Below are 19,318 nucleotides of genomic sequence, written 5' to 3' on the forward strand. Positions count from 1 at the left end.
TCCCGAAGGACCCACCTCGCGTCGCGCATCAAGCGCCCACACTTATCGGCTGTTAATTTTTAAAGATCGGTTACGCATTCACCACCGGACCGGCACCGCGCGTCGTCAACATCACAACCACCCGGCACCGCTTCGTTCTGCGTCGCTGCATCAGCAGCAGAGAAACGAGATTATGGAGAACGACTGACACGTCGTCAACCCCCTTTTGTGAATTTTCTTTTGACCAGACGCCGATCGACGCCAGAAACAGGCGTCCCCTATATATAGGGAGAGTGGTGCAAACGCGACCCCGTCGTGTCAGGACGACCGAACTCCTCTATAGTGAGAAGCTTGAAATCAGCGAATGTGCACGCACCTAGATGCATCGAACCGGCGACCGCTCTACGCCCGACCAGCGGCCCAAGGACGAACCTGCGACAAACGCGCATGATGAAATGATGTGCACAGGATGAGCGCGAAGCCCCAAGCTCGTATATAATGCGAGCCGCGCGAATTTCGCACATTTCTATCGGCCCGCTTCGAGCGGGCTCATCTTTTTTGCTCCCCAGAGCACAGCCAAACAACCGCGTTGAGTCACTCAGGTGATGTTGAGCCATGCTCGAAACGCCTGACGGTCGCGTCTTGCGTCTCATAGCGAAGCCTCTAGAGGAGAATACGTGAACCCTTTTGATCGCGAAGATTCGCAACACGAAACCGCCGCCTACACCGCCAAAGCCCCCTCGGGCCGTACGGCCAAGGGCAAGGGCGCCGGTAAAGCGATCCCCGTGGCGGCCGAACTGCCGCCGCAGCAAGCCGAAGAACGTCAGCGCCAGATGCGTGCGCTGATCCAGCTGGGTAAGGAGCAAGGCTACCTGACCCACGCGCAGATCAACGACCATCTGCCCGACAACTTCGCGCAAACGGCCGCGATCGACAGCATTGTCAGCGCGTTCAACGACATGGGCGTGCAGGTCTATGAACAGGCCCCGGACGCCGAAACGCTGCTGCTGAACTCGAACGCCCCCGCCGTGGTGTCGGACGATCAGGCGGACGAGGAAACCGAAGTCGCCCTGTCGACCGTCGATTCCGAATTTGGCCGCACGACCGACCCGGTGCGCATGTACATGCGCGAGATGGGCGCGACCGAGCTGCTAACGCGCGCGGGCGAAATCGCGATTGCGAAGCGCATCGAAGACGGCCTGCATGAAATGGTGCAGGCGATTGCCGCTTGCCCGCTCGCGATCTCGGCTATTCTGGCGAGCGCCCAGCAGGTTGCCGACGGCGAGCTGCGCATCGACGAACTGGTCGACGGTCTGAATGAAGACACGCTCGCCGCCGAAGAAGACAGCGCAAGCGCAGACGCATCCGCCGACGTCGACGCGGACACGGACAGCGACGACGAAGAAGACAGCGACGACGACGTCGGCCCGGCCGACTCCTCGGCCGCGGACGAAGCGCGCCTGAAGCAACTCACGAGCGACTGCCTCGAAATCTTCGCCCAGGTCGGCATGCTGTCCGACCAGATGAACGCGTCACATACGCGCGGCGATGTCACCTCGAAGGCGTATCAGCGCGCGCGCGAAGAGATCCAGCAGCACCTCGCGAAGATCCGCTTCACGGCGCGCACGATCGATCGCCTGTGCGGCGACGTGCAGCAACAGGTTGCGCAAGTTCGCGCGATCGAGCGCAACATTCTGCAAATCGTCGTTTCGAAGAGCGGCATGCCGCGCGAGAAGTTCATCGAGTCGTTTGCCGGTCATGAGGCCGACCTCGGCTGGACGGAACGCGCCGCGCGCCCGTCATCGTCGTACGGCGCGGCGCTGGAGCGCCATCTGCCGGCAATTCAGTCCGAACAGCAAAAGCTGATCGAAATCGAAGCAACGGTTTCGCTGCCGCTGAAGCATCTGAAAGAGATCAACCGCCAGATGGTCGCGGCCGAATCGAAGATGCGCAAGGCGAAGAGCGAGATGATCGAGGCGAACCTGCGTCTCGTGATCTCGATCGCGAAGAAGTACGTGAACCGCGGCATGCTGTTCCTCGACCTGATCCAGGAAGGCAACATCGGCTTGATGAAGGCGGTGGACAAGTTCGAATACCGTCGCGGCTGGAAGTTTTCCACGTACGCAACGTGGTGGGTCCGCCAGGCCGTGACGCGTTCGCTCGCCGACCAGGCTCGCACGATCCGCGTGCCGGTGCACATGATCGAAACGATCAACAAGCTGAACCGCATTTCGCGCGAAATCCTGCAGCAGACCGGTCAGGAAGCGCATCCGTCCGTGCTCGCGGAACGCATGGAACTCTCGGAAGAGAAGGTGCGCGGCATTCTGAAGATCGCGAAGCAGCCGGTGTCGATGGAAACGCCGGTCGGTGACGACGGCGATGCCACGCTCGGCGACATGATCGAAGACTCGGCAGCGTCCTCGCCGGCCGACGCAGCGATGCAAGCCGACTTGCGCGCCGCCATCGACGACGCGCTCGACTCGCTGTCGCCGCGCGAAGCCAAGGTGCTTCGTATGCGCTACGGCATCAACACGAAGTCGGACCACACGCTCGAAGAAGTCGGCAAGCAGTTCGACGTGACGCGTGAGCGGATTCGTCAGATCGAGAGCAAGGCCATGCGCAAGCTGATGCATCCGAGCCGCGCTGATCGCCTGAAGTCGTTCCTCGACCGCTAAGCCAGCAATAGCGCTTGTCGTGCGTCACGCACGGCAAGCGCATTCTTTCTCCCTCTCTCAAGCAAGCAGCGAAATGATCCCGCCGATCGTGATGCCCGCTGCCAGCCACCGCCCCGCCGTATAGAACGCGTTGTGCGCTTCCTGAGGCTGATCCGGACGCTCGAGCCCGAGCGTGCCGTACGCAAACGATTTCACCGCTGAGACGCCGGATGCCGGTGTGCCCTCGCTTGCAGAATCGCTGACTGCGTCGCCCTGGCCCGTATTGCCTTCTTGAGCCGCCGTCGCCGTCGCCGCGCCTTCCGCGGAGATATGGACGGCGTCATCCTGCGTGGGTGCATCCACCGTCGATGTCTGCATGACGGCGTCGTCCGCTGCGGACGGGCTTTTCGTCGTCACGCGGTCCGGTCCCGGCAGTGTCGACGACAACGCACTGTCGATTTGCATAGCAACCTCCGTTGATTTCGCTTATTCGATGCGCCGGCCGCCTTCCGCTAGCGGCGAATCGAGCACCTATGCAATAGCGCCGCAAACAGCTTGTGGACGACGCACGGCCGGCTACAACACCTATCGACCCCAGTGCGTCGAAACTTGAGCTCCGGTAAGAAAGGGTAAGCGCTTTCCTTTGGATCGCTGCGTCCTCGCGCCGCCGGGCTCGGCATCCCACCTCGCGCTGAACAGCCCGACAAGATCCGTTTGCGCAAGCTACGCGGCGAAACGCGGCTCGGCCCATTGCGTCGAGCCGTGGCGTCACCCGCCGCGGTCGCGCAACGTTCGCCGGTCACGCTTCCCACAATTGCGTGATTCCAGGTGCGCACCGCCGCATGGCCGAGCAACCCACGCCTGCCGGGCGGCAACGGGCGGCGGCAACCGTCAGAAGGCGCTCCCGCGCCAACCATTCCCCAGGTAACAGGCATAGTCGTTGCGCGCTCCCCATGTACACTTTTTACGAGGAGCACATCATGACCACGTTCGATCCCCAAGTCCCGGCATCCGCCCGCGCACAGGGCGCAAATATTGTTGGAGTCGGCATCGGTGATGGACCCGGACCGGATGTCATGGCGGCATCGACGCTCGATGGAAACAAGGTGATGTCGTCCGACGGCGAACATGTCGGCAAGATCTCCGACATCATGCTCGACGTACGCGGCGGCCGAATCGCTTACGCGGTGCTATCCACCGGCGGCTTTCTAGGCATAGGCGACACGCTTCACGCGATTCCCTGGAGCGCGCTCACGCTCGACACGGACGACAAGTGCTTCGTGCTCGACGCAAGCGCCGAACGCATCAAGAACGCGCCGGGCTTCGATAAGGATAACTGGCCTTCGATGGTGGACATGCAATGGGGCACGTCCGTGCACGAGTACTACAACCGTCCGCCGTATTGGGCGGCCACGCGTGACGTCATCGAAGAGCGGAGATTGGACTCCGACCTTTGATCGTCCAACGACGTGCATCGAGCATCACGAGCCGCCTTCTTGCTGAGGGCGTGCTCGCGATCGAACCAAGTCCACAGCATTTGTCCACAGAAACTGTTCGCAAGGCTGTGGACAACCTGCGCATGACTCCTCCAACTCCTTGAACGCATTGGCTTTCATCGCTGCGCTCTCAATGAGTCGCGTGGCTCACGGCTTGCCGCACATCGAGCGGACAGCGGCCCATTCGCTCGGCGTCAACGCGCTGTCACCGAGCGGTGACCCTTGGCTTTGCTTTTGCCGCTCGCTCGTCCGCGGATGATCCGAAAGGAATTCCACCGCAGCGCCGGCATTGCCGTTGCGCGGGCCGTTGCGCGTGTCAGTCAGCGCAAAAAAACCGGCGAGCCCGTCGCTGCGCAAGCCGCTTGCTTGCAGATAGGCGACGCCGTTCGCATCGGCGAGACGCTCCATATCGCGGCTATACGACAAACCCACAAGTCGCCCAGCCAGCGACGACACATCGGCAAAGCCGAGATTGATGCCGAGCGTTGCGCTGATCACGCCGATACCAGCGCCGCGAAACAACGCGACCATCGGATCACGCCGCGCGATATGTCCGGTCTCGTGCGCCATCACGCCGGCGAGTTGATCTGCATTGCCGACTCGCTCGATCAAACCGCGCATGATCACCATGCGTGCGCCAGGCAGCGTCAGCGCATTGACCATCTTGCGGTCGACCACCTCCAGGTGGACCGGTTGCGCGATACCCGCAGCATGAGCGAGCCGCGCTTCGAGTCGCTCTAGCGCGCGCTGTCCCTCTTCACCGCGACACACTTTGTGCTTGCCGACGACGACCGCCTCCACCATCTCGCCGAGCCGGTTTTCGGCGCTGCGCGGCACCAGCGCCGCGCCCACCGCCGGCAGTCGCACGACGAGCACGAACGCGAGCACCAGCGCCACCACGCCGACCATCAGCCAGCCGAGATAGTGCCGCCACTTCATGCGCCGCGGCATGATCTGCGCCGGCAACGTAGCAGCATCGGTCGACACGCGGCCCGGCTCGCCTTTGCACGACAACGCGACTCGTCCTTCCGGATCGGGTTCGCCGACGACCAGCCGCGCTCGCGGCCACACCGCCAGCTCACCCGCTTCGCCGTCGATGGAGAGAAACGCGTCGCTCCAGCGCAGCGTCACCGCATGAGCAGCGGCACTGCGACCGTCGTAAAAGCGCGTGCCCGTCGAGTGCGTGCCCTCTGAATCGGAGAAGGTCAATGCCGCCTCAGAATCAGAACGCGCCGCCGTGATCGAGCAGGTTCAGCATGCCCTCGCCGGTACGCGGCGCCGCCTGATCGCTTTGAGCCAGCGTCTGCGGATCGAGCTGACCGGACACTTGCAGCGTATCCGCCGCGAGTCGCATCACCCGATGCAGCACGATCGGCAAACCCAAGCCCAGCGTGAACACGACGATGGCCAGATTGCCGAGGATCATGCCGAGCAGACGCCCCGCGGTGATGCTGCTGCCGAAGCGCAGTTGCGAGCCCAGCGTCGTATTGCCCATGACATGGCGCGTGAGCAGCGCCAGGTAGAAGCACTGAATCAGCAACGCGCCGACGATGAACAGCACGTAAAACAGAAACACCGAGCCGACAGCGGCGAGCGCCGCGGGATCGTTTCCCTTCAGCGGAGCGTGGCCAATCGGCAGCAGCGCCATGAAGCTCTTGAAGAAGATCGCCCCGAGTACGACCAGCAGCGCGACCACGCCGACAAACGTACCGACGAACGCGGCATACAACGCGCGGGCGCGGCCTTCAAAGTGAAACGGCAAGCTGCCGAAACTGCTTGCGTTGATGCGGCGTTCCGCGAGGCGCATCGACACCCACGGCACCAGCTGACCGAGCGTGACGATGCACAGCAGGCCATACAGCAACACATACACGCCGTAGACGAAGGACGAACCGGTCATGCCGCCGCGAATCCCGCACCACTGCGTGCGACTCAGGCGATAACGCTGCGCGCTGAAATACGCGCCCGCCGCGACCACTGCGATCACGACGTAAAGCGCAAGAAACGGCAACGCGCCCAGCAACGCACTTCCCGTAACGGCGCGCAGAACCGCGCTGAGAATGCCCGCGCCGATAACCGCGCCGATCATAATCGCGATCGCCAGCAAAAACCCTTTGAACAATTCACCGCCGGTCCCGGTGTATTCAAACCGCTCACCTTGAAAACGCATGCGCGACCAGATATATCGGCGAGTATTGGTGGTCGCCCAAAATCGATAAATGCCTAACGTGATGATCTGCAGCAGCAGATTTTTGATGAAGATCCCGTACAACTCCCCAATCTTGCCGTCATAGGTCAAGAGCGGCTGCTTCTGGTCGAGTGAATTCATTTTTCTTCTGCCCCATTCGCGAACTGACGTTTTTATGGCCCGCGCTGGCGTAGGCGTTGCGGGCTAGCGACGGCCCCGCGCAAAACTGGCTTACCTCGCGCAAGCATTTGAAAACCGGCTGACGAAAAAGCAAGCCGATGAGCGCGATCATTACACGCTTTTGTTGATTTATAAACACTCTTCCTACTTAATGAAAATCTCGCCTTTATTAAGTGAAGGTTTATCAACAAATTAAGCCATTTCGCATCGTCGCACTCAGAAAAATCATAAGCCGCTCGCGTCCGCTGCTTTTACGGCAAGACAAACGTTTTCACGAGCGTCAATTCACCAGCCTTGCGCATGGGCACGCGAATCGTTTCGCTCTTTTCGTTCGGCGTATTCTCGTTCGTGATGATGGTCACCTGCGCGACGGTCATATCAGCGCCGCTATTACCGCTGCCGTAGTAATTCACATAGACCAGATACGTGCCCTTCAACGGCGCCGCGGACGAGTAAATCTCCGGCCCATAGCCCGTCGTCACGTCGACGTCGAGCGCGCCGCCGTTCGGCGCGACGCGCTCGCCGTACCAGGTGTGCGCGCCGTCGGGCGAGACGACGTGCAGATCCAGATCGGTGCCATCGGTGTCCCACGCGAGCAATACGCGCAGCTTCGGCTGGGTCTTGCCGCTGTAGGCGTCGTAGAACTGCACGCGCTTGCGGCTGCCGTCCGGCGCGCGCAGTTCGACGCCGTTGCTGCCAGCAGGAAACGCATACGGCCGCGAGAACTTGCCGTCCTCTTCCACTCGCTGCGGCAGCGGCGTGCCGTCGACCACCAGCGTGCCCACCGACGTGCCCTTCTTCTTCGGCGTGTTGCGGATCTGCCCTTCGATCAGCGCGAATTTGGACTGCCCCTCCGGCGTCGACACCGCCACCGCCGGGTAGTGCACGTCCTGCGTATAACGCTCGCTATCGCCACTCGTGTTGCGCCAGCCGTTCAACGGCGCGGCGAAGTCGATGTCGCTCGCGTGCGCCGCCGGCGCTACCAGCAAGCAGGCCAAACTAGCCACGCAGGCCATTGCGAGCCAACCGCGGCTCGCCATCATCCAACCCGTCGTCTCGACCTTCATCGTCACTGCTCCCATCCCGCTGTCAGAGTCGCTCGCTTTTCACGAGCATCAGGTCGCCGATCTTGCGCAGCGGCACGACCATCGTTTCACGCCGTTCGTTCGGCGTGTTTTCGTTGAACACCAGCGTCAACGTCGCCGCAATCACGTCGCGATCGTGCGCGGCGGCGTCGAAGTTGTAGCCGGTCGAATCGAAATTGCCCCAGTAATTCAGAAAGAACAGCCACGTGCCATGCTCGGGTGCCGCCGAAGAAAAGATCCCCGGCCCCGCGCCGTCCACCGAATCGACGTCGAAACCGCTGCCGTCTTCAAGCGTCGGGTTGGCGAAGAAGGCATGCAGGCCGCCCGGCGTGATCACATGCAGATCGACCTGCGCATGCGGATCATCCCACGTGACCATCGCGCGCAGCTTCGCCTGCGGCTTGCTGCGGTCGGCTTCGTAGAATTGCATGCGCTGGTGCTGTTTGCCGTCGGCGGAAATCAGCTCGATGCTGTTCGAACCCGCGCCGAACGCCCAGGGCCGCGCGAACGAGCCTTCGTCGTCGGTGTAGAGCGGTGTGGGATTGCCGTTGACGACCAGCGTCGGTGGTTTGCGCGCGTGTTTGTCGATGTGCTTCAGGCGTCCCTCGATCAGCGTGCGATAGCGCTGCGCGCCGCGATCGACCGGTGGCCGCGGATAAGCCGCGACGAAATGCTCGCCCTCGTTCGTCAGCCCGCTGTGACGCCAACCGCCGAACGCGCCGGTCAGATCGGCGAGCGCGCCGTTGGCGTCGGCGGCTTCGGCATTCGGCGCAGCAGTGCAGAGCGCAAACGCAGCCCCGACCGCGGCCAGCGTTACGACGGCGCGAACACGGATGGCGAGCCGCGAAGGCGACCAGCGCAACAAGGATATCGGCGAGCGCGAGACGGTATTCATTGGATCGGATTCTCGGTACGAATCAGCGTGCGCGCGGTGCGCTCGACGAACGTCTCATCGAGCCCACGCGGATGATGCTGGAACGCGAGGTGGATGTATTCATGCGCCAACGCGATACGGTCCTCTTCGGTCTGCAAGCGATACACGTACACGCGATTGCGCTGCGCATCCGCATACGGCCGACCTTCGCGCACGGCGCACACCGCGGGCAGATCGGGCGTTTCGTAGCCCGCCGCGCCGTCCATGCGCCGCGCCCACAACGGCACGTTGCGTTGCAGCCATGCCTGCGCGCCGGCCACCTCGACGCAGTCGCCCGAAAGCGGACTCTGGAACGAAGTCAGCGTCGCTTGCGGCCAGGTGCGCGCGAGAATCGCGTCGAACGTGAGACCGGTTTGCGCGGAGGCCTTCGCGGCCTGCCAGCTCATCTGTCCCGGCGCGGCCTTGTCGTGGTGATACTGAACCGGCACACCGGTCAGCACCAGCGCATCGGTCACATCAGCGACATGGCGCGCGGCGGCCGTCGGCGCGCGTGGCAGGACGCGCTGCGTGCTGCTGCTGTCGTCGATACGGAAACAGCCGTGATCGTGGTTGCCGTGCTGTACGACGTAGGTGCGCGCCGCGACCGCCAACGCCTTCGCCGCTTCCGCCTGGCTCGTGTCGCCTTCGCGCTCGACCACACGGGCCACATAGTCGTTCATGCCGAATCGGCCGACCACTTGCGGCGCGCCGGCCGCATCGCGATCGAGTCGCAGCTCGCCGCGACTCGTCACCCGCGCCCAATTGCCATTGACGAAGCCGACCCGGAAATCACCGCGCAACGGACCCTCGGACGCAGCGGCCGGTCCTTTATCGCCGAGCACTTCGCGAATCGGATAGCGGCTGAAGAAATCGACCAGCACGCAAGCGCCGTCGTCCGGCACGGTGACCTGCGTAAGCAGTGGGGCGATGCGCGGCGCCGCGGCGGCCAGCACGCGCGCGCTGCCGCCCGGACCACCCAACCATACCGGCGAGCCGTCGGCGAGCCAGCCCGCCGCGCCGCCGATCGAAGCGCCCGGACGCGCCGGGTCCGGCATCGTCCACGTCTTGGCGCGCAGCACGCTGCCGTAAAGCGACACCGTGCCTTCACCGCGTCCGCTGGTCAGCACCGACACCAGCGTGCTCGCCGCCGCTTCGCGCGGCCGGACGGGCATCGCCTGCAAGGCGGCGAGCAGTTCGGTCACCGGCACGCGGCGCGTGGGCGTCATGGCATGCAGATCGCGCAGCCATGCGGGCGCGTGAGCGGCCGTCCAATACTTGCGCCAGTCGGCGGAATCGAGCTGCAGGCGCGCGGGTTCGAAAAAGAGCCCGCATGACTGCACCAACGCATGTTCACGATCGATGTGACCACCCGTCATGCAGCAATACACTTCTTCCGGATCGCCGCCGTTGCAGGCGTAGTCCGGTGTGGCGATGTTGCGGTCCACCAGATAGCCGTAGACGAACAGCTTCCATACGCTGCCGAGCGGCGTCTCCAGCGTCGCGGGCAAGACACCCGCGCCCTGAAGCGAGAAGCCGACCGCGGCGCCGCTGCCGTCGACTTGCCAAAGCTGGCTCTGGCCGTCGCGCAGCCAGGCGAAGCGCAGCATCTGCGAACCGGACACCGTTTGAGATGAAGTCGCCGCATACGCGAGCGAGCCGTTGCACACACAGCAACCGAACCCGACGCCCACGGCAAGCGCGATCCGCAGCCTGGCTGCCAGACGATCGCGTAGAGGCCGAAGCGTGCGGAACATGGCGGTCTCGTCTCGCTTACTGAATACGCAACGTCGTCACGCGATCGCTCTTGCCGCCTTCGAACGCCTTCGCGTCCGGCTGATACATGCGGAAGTAGCGCGCGGGCGGCAGCGCGAACGTGCCCGGCAACGCGAAGCGCACCAATTGCCGCAGCGTGACCGGCCGGTCGAGCAAGGGCACGGGCTGGTGATAAGCCAGCTCGCCCATCTCATACGACGCAACGCGCTGGAACGGCTGCGGACCGCTGGCACCATCTTTCGCGCCCGGCAGACCGTCGATCGATACGCCCCAGCTCGTCGCCTCGACATTGCCGCCCGGCGGCAGCGGCACGTCGAGCAGACCGTAGTGGTACGCGTTGCCGGAGCGCGGCGTGAGCGTGACTTCGTCGACGTACAGCGCGTTGCTGTCGATCGCGTCGTTCTGCTTCACCAGACGCGCGGTGAATGTCGAGCGGCCCAACTGGCTCTCGCCGCCTGCTGCTCCCATCTTCGGATCGACCGCGATCTCGACCGGTTCGAGCTTGTAGAAACGGCGCTCGACGGTGATGTTAAGACGGCTGTCCTCGCTCGTATGACTGCGGAACGAAACCAGCGCGTTGACGTCGGTACGCGAGGTGCCTGCGTCGAGCGTGGTCGGCAGTCCCGCGCCGGTCCACTTGTAGAGCGGCGTGCCGGTCGGCGTCGCGGCGCGTGTCCAGCCCGCGCCTTGCAGCGACGGCAACGACGCGGCCGGCACATCGCCGCCTAGCGCCTTGCGCAACCACAGCAGCGTCAACGCACGATCGAGCGTCGGATAATCGGCGCTGCTCTTCGCGAGCAAGGCAGATGCATCGACCGCCGCGCCGCCGTCGCCGCCCGACATGACCAGCAGACTTTGCACGAGCGGCGCCGGATCGTTGCTCAACGCGGTACGCGCGGCGCTTGCCGCGGCGTCGAAGCCATCCGGCAATTGCGCGCTCGTGCTGCGCGCCATGCTGGCGATCAGCAGCGTTGCCATCTGCTTGCCGCGCGGCGAATCGGCTTGCGCGAACACGATGCTGTCCGACACGCCGTACGTGCCGCTGCGCGCGGGCGCATTCGCCGTGGCCGCCGCATCGCTCATCAGGTCCGCGGCGACGCCCGACACCGGCGTCGCAACCGGCAAGCCCATCTGCTGCATGAACCACAAAGCCAGCGCACGATGCAGCAGCGGCTCTTTCGCCCCGGCGTCGCGATAGACGTCCATCGCGTGCTGCCAGTTGTCGGCGGGAAGGCTGATGCCGAGGCTGCGGCTCGCGAGCCAGTCCGCGTAATACGCATAGGCCGTGATCAGCGCGCTGCCGCCCGTCGTATCGCCCCACCAGCCGAACGTGCCGCCGACGCCCGCAAGCATCGCCAGACGCTGCCGTTGATTGCGCAGCAGCGCTTCGAGCCCTTGCGTCGAACTCGCGCTATCGTCGTAGCCACGGCCGTGGCCGATCGCATCATGCGCGAGCGCCAGCGGAATTAGACGGCTCGAGGTCTGCTCGGCGCAACCGTACGGATAGTTGATCAGATCGTCGGCGACGCGCATGAACTGGCTTTGCGCGCCGCCGATGAACCGCACGCCGACATCCTGCGCATCTTGCGGCAGATTGAGCGGCTTGTTCGAGCCGTCGAGCGCCACCGTGTTCTGATGCAGATCGAGCCACCCGCTCGCGTCGAGATGAATCGTGGTCTGCAGACGATCGACATCCTTGCCCGCGCTGCGCAGCGTCGCATTGATCACACCATCCTTCAACGCGCCGCTCGGCAGACGCAGATAGTTCGCGCCACGCTTGAGCGTGACCTTCTGATTGAGCGACAGCCCGCCACCCTCGACCACCCACTGCGCGTCCATGTCCGCGTCGGTCTGATTGAAGGCGATCATGTCGATGGCCGGCTGATCGTTGACGCGAAAGTGCGACGGCCCGCTCCACTTCAGATACAGCGCCTTGTCCGAACGCACGTAAGCGGTGCGCTGACCGACCATGCCGTCCGGCGCCGCCGCGCGCACCGTGATGCGCCAGCGCGCCAGCGAGTCCGGCATCTTGAACGTCATGGTGGCATGGCCGTTCGCGTCGGTTTTCAGATTGCCTTCCCACGCGGCCGTGTCCTGATCGTCACGGCGCGGCCGTTCGAGCACTTTCACGCCGCGCTCGTTGTAGTTCGCTCGTTGCGGTCCACCCGGTGCGCCCTTCAGCGGCGAGCGCGCAAGGTCATAAGTGATGAACGACAGGCTCGACGAAGTCCGCACGTTATTGCGGCGCGGGTGATAGAAGAAGTCGACGATATTCGGCGCGATTTCCGGCTGCAACACGTAGACCATTTCATCGACCACGCTCACCGTCAGATTCGCCGCTTCCGGCTTACCGTTCAACGTGCTGTCGAAATTCAGCGTGACCGTGTCGCCTGGACCGTACACCGGCTTGTCGCTCTTCACGTTCAGTTCGATCTGCGGCTGCGCGACCACAATGCCTGCGTTCTGGAACACGTATTCGCCGGCGTGCACGTACAGCACCGAGAACGTCATGTTCGGCGCAAAGTCTTCGCCCACCTTGATGCGCGCTTTCCATTGCGACGGCGCCACACGCTGCAATTGCAGCCAGTCGCCGCCCGCCGTGAGCAGCGCGCGACGCTCGACGTTGTCGCGTTCGAGCGTGAGCAACGCGTCGTCCACCGGCATCGGGAAGGTAATCAGGGCTTCGGCGGTATCGCCGATCTTGTACTTGTCGCGATCGAACACGATCTCGACGCTGCCCGGAATCGCCTTCAGGCCATCGCCCGCGACCCAGTGGCTGGACGCGGCGAGCAGGTTGCCCAGGTCGTCCTTGACTGACAACATGTAGGAGCCCGGTTCGTCGAACGTCACCGGGAACGACAGCTTGCCGCCCGCGCTCGCGCCCTTCAACGCGCCTTCGCCATGCGTTTGCGATTCGAGGCGCGTCCATTCCCATTTCGACGGCGCATGCGACGCCGGATCGACCGCGCCGAGCGCCTGCAGATCGAAGCTGACTGCTTCCTTCGGTTGCGAGAACGACTTGGCGGTGGTCAAACGATAGGGCGTCGCGCCGCGCGCAATCAGCACTTCGCGCGTCACGCGCACCTTGTACGCCGCGCCGTCCTGCGCGAACAGCGTCAACGCATAGCGGCTCGGCTCCTTCGCGGCCGGCAGCGTGAGACTCGCGTTGCCGTCGCTATCCGTCTTCAGTTCCTGTTGTTCGAGCTTGACCGGGAACAGACCCGCATAACGCAATTCGCCGTCGACGATCGTCACTTTCTGCGCGCGCAGCGTGACCGAGATCTTGCTGTCGCGCACCGGCTTGCCGTCCGGATAGCGCAACTGGATCTTGCCCTTCAGCGTCTCGCCGGTCGCGTAGTCGGCTTTGTCCATCGACAGGTTCACGTCGAAGTGCGGCTTCACATATTCGGCGACGCGAAATGCGCTGCCGTATACATCGCCGTTGTAGTCGAAGCGCAGCGTGTAGCCGCCGGCGGTGGCGTCGGCGGGCAGTGTGAACGCGGTATCCGCGCCCGTGTCCGACGCGAAATGCACCCTGCTGGTCGCCACCGGCGCGCCGTTCGGATCGAGCACGTCGAGCTTGATATCGGCCTCTGCCGGCGCCGACGATTGCGTCGCGTTCTGGAACGTGCGGCCGATGAACTTCACATGCACCGGATCACCCGGCCGGTACATGGGCCGGTCGGTCACTGCATAGATCTTCGTGTTGTAGATCTCGCTGTCGTAGTAGAAATTCTCGGAGACGAACACGCCGCCTTGCGGATCGGTGCCAAGCACATAACTGCGCTCGGGGCTCACGTGTTGCAGCACCAGCGCGCCGTCGTTGCCGGTCGTGCCGCTTTGCAGGACGCCCACGCCGTCGGTCCAGTTCACTTCCGTATTCGCCACGGGCTTGCCGTTATCGCGCCGCGTGGTCCACACCAGCATGCCGCTCGATGCCGCTTTCACGACCGCCACCGTGTCCGACACGAACAACAGCGCGTGCGCACGATAGTTGCCGATCACCGCCTCGACGATATACAGCCCCGGCGGCAGCTTGCCGACCGGAATCATCACGTTGCCCGAACTGGCTTCGATAAAGTTGCTGCTGCTGCCCGCGAGGTTCACGCCCTTGGGCGGTTCGATCACTTTCGCATCCCAGATCGGATAGCGGAAACGCGCGACCATGTCGTAGCCTTTGAGCGGTGCGAATTGCGAGTTCGGCTCGAATTGCGTCGGCTTGCCGGTCTGCTCGCCGAGTTTGAATTGCGGCGCCGCTTCGGTCGCCTTGCTGCGGGTGGCGAACGACAACACACGCTGCCATGCGCGGCGTGCTTCGGTAAACCAGCGGTCCCACAGATACGCGAGCGTGTTCGCCAGCCCTTCGCCCTGATAGTTCGGCGCGACATTCAACCGATGCAGATTCTTTTGCGCCTTCAGAAAATCCAGCGGCTTCGGCACGCGATACACGACGATGTCCGCGCCGCCAAAAGCCTGCAACGCGTCCTTGAAATCGCGGCCGGGCGCTTCGAGCCGCACCTGCGCCAGTTGATCGCTGCCGAAGCTCGCGTCCGAAAGCAGGAAGAACGGCTGACCGTCGACCTTCTGCGAACTGAAGTTGCTCGACGGCGCTGTCTGCAGCGTCGGATTTCCGGCGATGTTGGCATCGGCGGCGGCGGCACTCGAGGCGTCGTCGTCGGCATGGGCGGCCGGTGCGATGGCGAGCATCATGGCCGCGAGCAGGACCGGGAGCAATGCGGCGAACGTGCATGCCGCGCGACGGCGCACATTGCCCAACCAAGCACTCGATGGCGTGACGGAAATCATTCGGGTCATGGTGTCAAAAAGTCCAAACGAAACACGCCGACGAAATTCGGATTGCCGTCGAGCGGCTGCCAGCGGGAATCTTTCCATTGCATCAGGTCGGAAACGGCGACGGCGCGCAGACCGGTATCGGTCGGCGTGACGGTGCCTGTGTGATAAGCGATGTAGCGATCCAGCCAGATCATCAGATGCTGGTCGTCGCCCTGGTCGAAGAACAGCAGATCACCGGGCAACGCCTGGTTCACGTCCTTCGAAACAAAACGGCTATTGCGTTGAATCAGTGCGATCGCCGATGCGTACGCGCCGGTGGAACCGTCGAGCTGGGTCCAGCGGTTGGCGATCGTGCGCTGCGACGCGGACAGTTGCAGCTCGGGCGGCATGCTGCTGGTGTCCGCGAGACTGGTCATGCCGTTGGCGCGCAGCCATTTGGTGTCGTGCGGTCTGAGTGTCTCGCCGACGGCGAAGCGCACGAGACCCGCGCAATCGCGTTGCGTCCAGCGCGGGGTCGGTCCGCGCCGCATCTGCTGGTCGACGATGCGCGCGAACCACGCGCGAAACGCCGCGGATTGTTGCGGTGAGAGTGCGTCGGCGTCAGGGGATGCGGCGGTGGTGGTGAGCGCGTGTGCGCAGGGTGCGAGGCTTGCCAGCGCGCATAGTGAAGCCATGCGCGCGAGCCATGCGCGGCGCGAGGAGACGCGAAGGTGGCGCACTCAGTCGCCCTCAGTGCCGGGCTGATCCGCGGGCGTATCGGCAGCGGTGGTATTCGCACCGGCATCGGCCTTCGCGCGATCGAACCACCACTCCACCGGCACCCAGCCCGTCGAGCCCGGCAGGTCCCGCGGCAGCGTCAGCGAAACCGGCGGGTAATGAGCGAGCGCGCGCAGCTTCGGCACCAGGTGCGTGCGCGACGCGTTGCGGAACACCGCTTCCTGATCCGCCGGCAACGCCGCACCCGCTTCGCGTTCGATCAGCGCGGCAGCCGACGACGGCGTGAGCGTCAGAATCGTGCGCGGCAGACGTTGCGGCGCGAGCGTATCGGCGAGCGCCGGATAGCGCTTGTCGAGCACCGCGAGCGTGTCGTCGACGAGCCGGCCGTCCGGCGAGAAAATCAGATAACCGTGCGCGAGTGCGAGCGTAACCGGGAAATAGCGTTCCGCCGACAACTGCGACGCGAACGACGCCTTGCTGCTCACCGCCGTGCCCAAACGCGCGCTAACCGGACGCTGCCACACGGTGACATCCGCGCCTTGGTCACGCATGGTGACCGGCAAGCGGCGATAGCCCGAATCGGCGCCGTCGGCTTTGGCCGCCTTCGCTTCATAGGCGCCGATCACGTTGCCGAAAGTCTTGCCGAGCGCGGTCTTCAATGCGGCGATGCCGGCCGCGTCCTGCTGCTTCACGCGCGCGACGAACACCGGCGCGACCAGCGTGGACTTCGCATACCAGCATACCGCCGCGGGACCGGTGAGCTGGTCGCCGATCGCGGCGGCGTTGTCCGCGCCGCCGTCGGTCACCTTGCCCAACAGACCCGAGGCCTCTTTCCAGTCCGCCGGCAAGCTTGTACAGGCCGCCGCATTGGCTGGCAAAGCGCGCCACAGGTCGGCGCCGTTCCATTGCTGCGGCAACTTGCCTGGCTCGATCAGCGCCGAGGTTTGCCAGTTCGCCGCGGCGTTGCCGTTCGGCGAGAAGTCGAAGCGCAGCGCGTCGATACCGGAGAAAAACGCCTGATAACCAAACGACAGGTAATTCGCCGACACCACCAGCCGATGGCCCTTCGGCGCGTCGCCGGACGCGTCGAGCCGATAGGCATGCGCGGCGTCGTCACGGCCCGACGAAAGCATCTCGGACACGGCGTCGGCACGCTCGCTCAGCAAACCGCCCTTGCCGTCGAGCAATACACCGGGTGCGGACAGCACCACCAGGCGGTCCTCTTTGGTGGCGAACAGCAGCGTGCGGCCGACCGCGAGTTTCAATGCATAGACCGGCACGTCGCCGGAGAGCTTCGCCACCTGGCTCAGTTGCGCATCGCTCGTGGCCACGTTGCCCACGCCTTGCAGCAGCTTGGCGAAGCCGTTGCGATGCATCGACATCACCCAGTAGCCGAGGCGGCCGTCGGGCGAGCGCCACAGCAGCACGTGCGCGGGTTCGTCGAAGACACGGCGGATCAGTTCGTCGCGCCAGTCGAGTTGATGTTCGAACGCGAGACGCCGCAGCGCGCCTTCGGCGGACAGCCGCGTATTGCTCGATTCGTAGTAGTCGACGAAGTCTTGCGTCAGCACGTCGTGCAATAGCGGCACGCGCAGAATGTCGCGCGGCAAACGCGAGAGCGCTTCGCTGTCGATCACCGCGTCAGGGTGATGAATATCGAGGACGACTTCGCTGTTCTCGGCGACTTTGCGATGCGCAAATGGACGCCACACCGCCTGAATGATCACGCCGGCCACGACCAGAAGACCGACTACCAGGATTGCAATCTTTTTGCGCGACATCTTCATCTGATTTCTTCTGGTTCGATGCGACGGTATTAACGCGGATGCCCGGCGGATTAAGCCAGCGGGATCAATCTCCGAAGGCAGCGATGATAACCGATATTTTTAACCGAAAACCAGCGACGCTTCCTATTTAACAGTCGGACTTGCTTGAGGAGTTTGACAAAAATCGGACATGTGCTTGATTAAGCCATTAGGAAACGGGTTCGTTGGGTGCGCCGATTCGATTGATTAAACCGACGCAACCCAGTGCGGCGCTTATAGACAGGAACACGCGGCACATGGTCCGACGCTTTGCGCATAGGGCCCATCGGCATACATGGCATTACTCGTCCGGAGCCTTTATGCTAAATCCGCTTAATTTAGCGTACGCGTAAAAAAACCCGGCTGCATGCTGTGTGCTCGCCGGGTTATTTCAGGCATCGTGATTACTACTTTGACGCGAGTACTGCCTTAGCCGTCGTCAAAAATGCTCGAGCGCCAGCTTCATTCTCTGCACGCCGGTTTCGATATCGGCCACACCGGGCGCGGCAAATGACAAGCGCAATGCCGACGAATCGATATTATCTTTATAGAACGCGACGCCCGGCACAAACATGACATTACGCTCGATACAAGCGCGCAGATAATCGGACGCATTCTGACCGGCCTTCAATCGCGCCCACACGAACATGCCGCCCGCAGGACGATGAAACGCGATCTGTTCCGCCAGTTGCGCGTCGAGCGCATCGCACAGCGTGCGGCATTTCACGGCGTAGGCGTCGACGATGCGCGGCAAATGACGCTCCAGCGCACCGCTCGCGAGGTACTCCGCGGCGATCGCCTGGGTCCACGGCGAACTGCACAGATCGACGGTCTGCTTGGCGACGACGCAGCGCCGAAGAATCTCCGCGTGCGCGAGCATCCAGCCGACACGCAAACCCGGCGCGACGATCTTCGACAGACTGGAAAAATGCACGACCCAATCGCGTGAACCTGGCACCTGCTCGCTCAGGGCGAGCAGCGAAGGCAACGCTGTGCCGCTAAAGCGCAGATCGCCGTAGGGATCATCCTCGACGATCAGAAAGCGGTGACGTGCCGCCAGTTTCAGCAAAGCCGTGCGGCGTTCAAGCGAAAGGGTCGCGCCGGTCGGATTGGCGAACGTGGGCACCGTGTACAACAGCTTCGGTGCGCGGCGCAGTGTGCCAGCCTTGAGCAGCGCGGCGAGCGCGTCGACATCGAGCCCGTCCTGATCGACGGGAATGGTAACGACGTCGGCCTCTTGCAGCTTGAGCGCTTGCAAGGTCGCGGGATAAGCCGGCTGCTCGACCAGCACGACGTCGCCGGGCGCGACCATCACGCGCAGCAGCAGATCGAAGCCTTGCTGCGAACCGGTCGTCACCAGCAATTCCTGCGGCGTGCACGACACGCCACGGCGCGCCATCAGCTGCGCGAGTTGTTCCTTGAGAACGAGGAGGCCGTCGGTGGGACCGTATTGCAGGCAGAGCGTGGTGTGTTGCGACGCGCGTGCCGCAGCGGCGTCAAGCCCTTCACAATCGAACAGATCGCTCGCGGGATAACCGCCGGCAAACGAGATCATGCCGGGTTGCGCCAGATACTTGAAAAGCTCGCGGATCGGCGAACCGGTCGGCGCTTCGAATGCGGGATTGAACGTGAACATGGTGACGGGCCGCTTGTTTCGAGAGGGAAGATCGGCGTCGATTGTGGCCGTCGTCAGGATGGGCGGCAAACGATATCTACGCACTACGTATTGCGTTT

General features: G+C 63.6%; 13 protein-coding genes. 3 read left to right on the forward strand and 10 right to left on the reverse strand.

What is annotated here, in order from left to right:
* Both P0D73_RS10695 and rpoD read left to right on the forward strand, forming a co-directional pair.
* Positions 1–187, forward strand: a 187-nt coding sequence (locus P0D73_RS10695) for a hypothetical protein (protein ID WP_408431323.1), incomplete at its 5' end; no start/stop codon positions are given.
* 469 nt (positions 188–656) lie between these two features.
* Positions 657–2,654, forward strand: a complete 1,998-nt coding sequence (gene rpoD / locus P0D73_RS10700; protein ID WP_132383981.1) for an RNA polymerase sigma factor RpoD — start codon at positions 657–659, stop codon at positions 2,652–2,654.
* A 57-nt stretch (positions 2,655–2,711) separates the two neighbouring features.
* Here the strand turns inward: rpoD and P0D73_RS10705 are convergent, their stop codons facing one another.
* Complete coding sequence (locus tag P0D73_RS10705; protein WP_408178618.1) at positions 2,712–3,098, reverse strand: hypothetical protein; 387 nt, start codon at positions 3,096–3,098, stop codon at positions 2,712–2,714.
* A gap of 515 nt (positions 3,099–3,613) precedes the next feature.
* On the opposite strand from P0D73_RS10705, the gene P0D73_RS10710 reads away from it, so the two are divergent.
* Positions 3,614–4,090, forward strand: a complete 477-nt coding sequence (locus tag P0D73_RS10710) for a PRC-barrel domain-containing protein (RefSeq protein WP_408178617.1) — start codon at positions 3,614–3,616, stop codon at positions 4,088–4,090.
* Between the two features lie 186 nt (positions 4,091–4,276).
* Here P0D73_RS10710 and P0D73_RS10715 read toward each other — a convergent pair whose 3' ends face one another.
* The 9 genes from P0D73_RS10715 to P0D73_RS10755 form a co-directional block, all read right to left on the reverse strand.
* Positions 4,277–5,338: a M48 family metallopeptidase gene (locus tag P0D73_RS10715; protein WP_408178616.1), complete on the reverse strand. Its 1,062-nt coding sequence runs from the start codon at positions 5,336–5,338 to the stop codon at positions 4,277–4,279.
* A gap of 13 nt (positions 5,339–5,351) precedes the next feature.
* Entirely contained in the window at positions 5,352–6,458 is a 1,107-nt protein-coding gene (locus tag P0D73_RS10720; protein ID WP_408178615.1) for a YjgN family protein, read from the reverse strand.
* Positions 6,459–6,748: 290 nt separating this feature from the next.
* The gene (locus P0D73_RS10725) at positions 6,749–7,564 is read right to left on the reverse strand and encodes a YfaP family protein (protein ID WP_408178614.1); all 816 of its coding nucleotides are present in this window, start codon (positions 7,562–7,564) and stop codon (positions 6,749–6,751) included.
* A gap of 22 nt (positions 7,565–7,586) precedes the next feature.
* A complete protein-coding gene (locus P0D73_RS10730) occupies positions 7,587–8,393 on the reverse strand; it encodes a YfaP family protein (RefSeq protein WP_408178623.1) in 807 nt (268 codons plus the stop codon).
* A gap of 80 nt (positions 8,394–8,473) precedes the next feature.
* On the reverse strand, positions 8,474–10,249 hold the full coding sequence (locus tag P0D73_RS10735) for a DUF2300 domain-containing protein (protein ID WP_408178613.1): 1,776 nt from the start codon (positions 10,247–10,249) through the stop codon (positions 8,474–8,476).
* Positions 10,250–10,265: 16 nt separating this feature from the next.
* Complete coding sequence (locus tag P0D73_RS10740) at positions 10,266–15,083, reverse strand: alpha-2-macroglobulin family protein (RefSeq protein WP_408178612.1); 4,818 nt, start codon at positions 15,081–15,083, stop codon at positions 10,266–10,268.
* Positions 15,080–15,736, reverse strand: coding sequence for a DUF1175 domain-containing protein (locus tag P0D73_RS10745; protein WP_408178611.1), 657 nt, complete (start codon positions 15,734–15,736; stop codon positions 15,080–15,082). Before P0D73_RS10745 ends, P0D73_RS10740 begins: the two co-directional genes overlap by 4 nt.
* Positions 15,737–15,781: 45 nt before the next feature.
* The gene (locus P0D73_RS10750) at positions 15,782–17,566 is read right to left on the reverse strand and encodes a DUF2138 domain-containing protein (RefSeq protein WP_408178610.1); all 1,785 of its coding nucleotides are present in this window, start codon (positions 17,564–17,566) and stop codon (positions 15,782–15,784) included.
* 457 nt (positions 17,567–18,023) lie between these two features.
* Positions 18,024–19,220, reverse strand: coding sequence for an aminotransferase-like domain-containing protein (locus tag P0D73_RS10755; protein WP_408178609.1), 1,197 nt, complete (start codon positions 19,218–19,220; stop codon positions 18,024–18,026).
* Positions 19,221–19,318: the final 98 nt, after the last annotated feature.

Origin of the sequence: Paraburkholderia sp. RL18-101-BIB-B (genome assembly GCF_046026985.1) — a bacterium.
GTDB lineage: Bacteria > Pseudomonadota > Gammaproteobacteria > Burkholderiales > Burkholderiaceae > Paraburkholderia.

Bases quoted from the DNA above. Each gene is read 5' to 3' on its own strand.
- P0D73_RS10705 (WP_408178618.1), bottom strand. From the start codon at position 3,098: ATGCAAATCGACAGTGCGTTGTCGTCGACACTGCCGGGACCGGACCGC.
- P0D73_RS10710 (WP_408178617.1), top strand. From the start codon at position 3,614: ATGACCACGTTCGATCCCCAAGTCCCGGCATCCGCCCGCGCACAGGGC.
- P0D73_RS10720 (WP_408178615.1), bottom strand. From the start codon at position 6,458: ATGAATTCACTCGACCAGAAGCAGCCGCTCTTGACCTATGACGGCAAG.
- P0D73_RS10725 (WP_408178614.1), bottom strand. From the start codon at position 7,564: ATGAAGGTCGAGACGACGGGTTGGATGATGGCGAGCCGCGGTTGGCTC.
- P0D73_RS10735 (WP_408178613.1), bottom strand. From the start codon at position 10,249: ATGTTCCGCACGCTTCGGCCTCTACGCGATCGTCTGGCAGCCAGGCTG.
- P0D73_RS10740 (WP_408178612.1), bottom strand. From the start codon at position 15,083: ATGACCCGAATGATTTCCGTCACGCCATCGAGTGCTTGGTTGGGCAAT.
- P0D73_RS10745 (WP_408178611.1), bottom strand. From the start codon at position 15,736: ATGGCTTCACTATGCGCGCTGGCAAGCCTCGCACCCTGCGCACACGCG.
- P0D73_RS10750 (WP_408178610.1), bottom strand. From the start codon at position 17,566: ATGAAGATGTCGCGCAAAAAGATTGCAATCCTGGTAGTCGGTCTTCTG.
- P0D73_RS10755 (WP_408178609.1), bottom strand. From the start codon at position 19,220: ATGTTCACGTTCAATCCCGCATTCGAAGCGCCGACCGGTTCGCCGATC.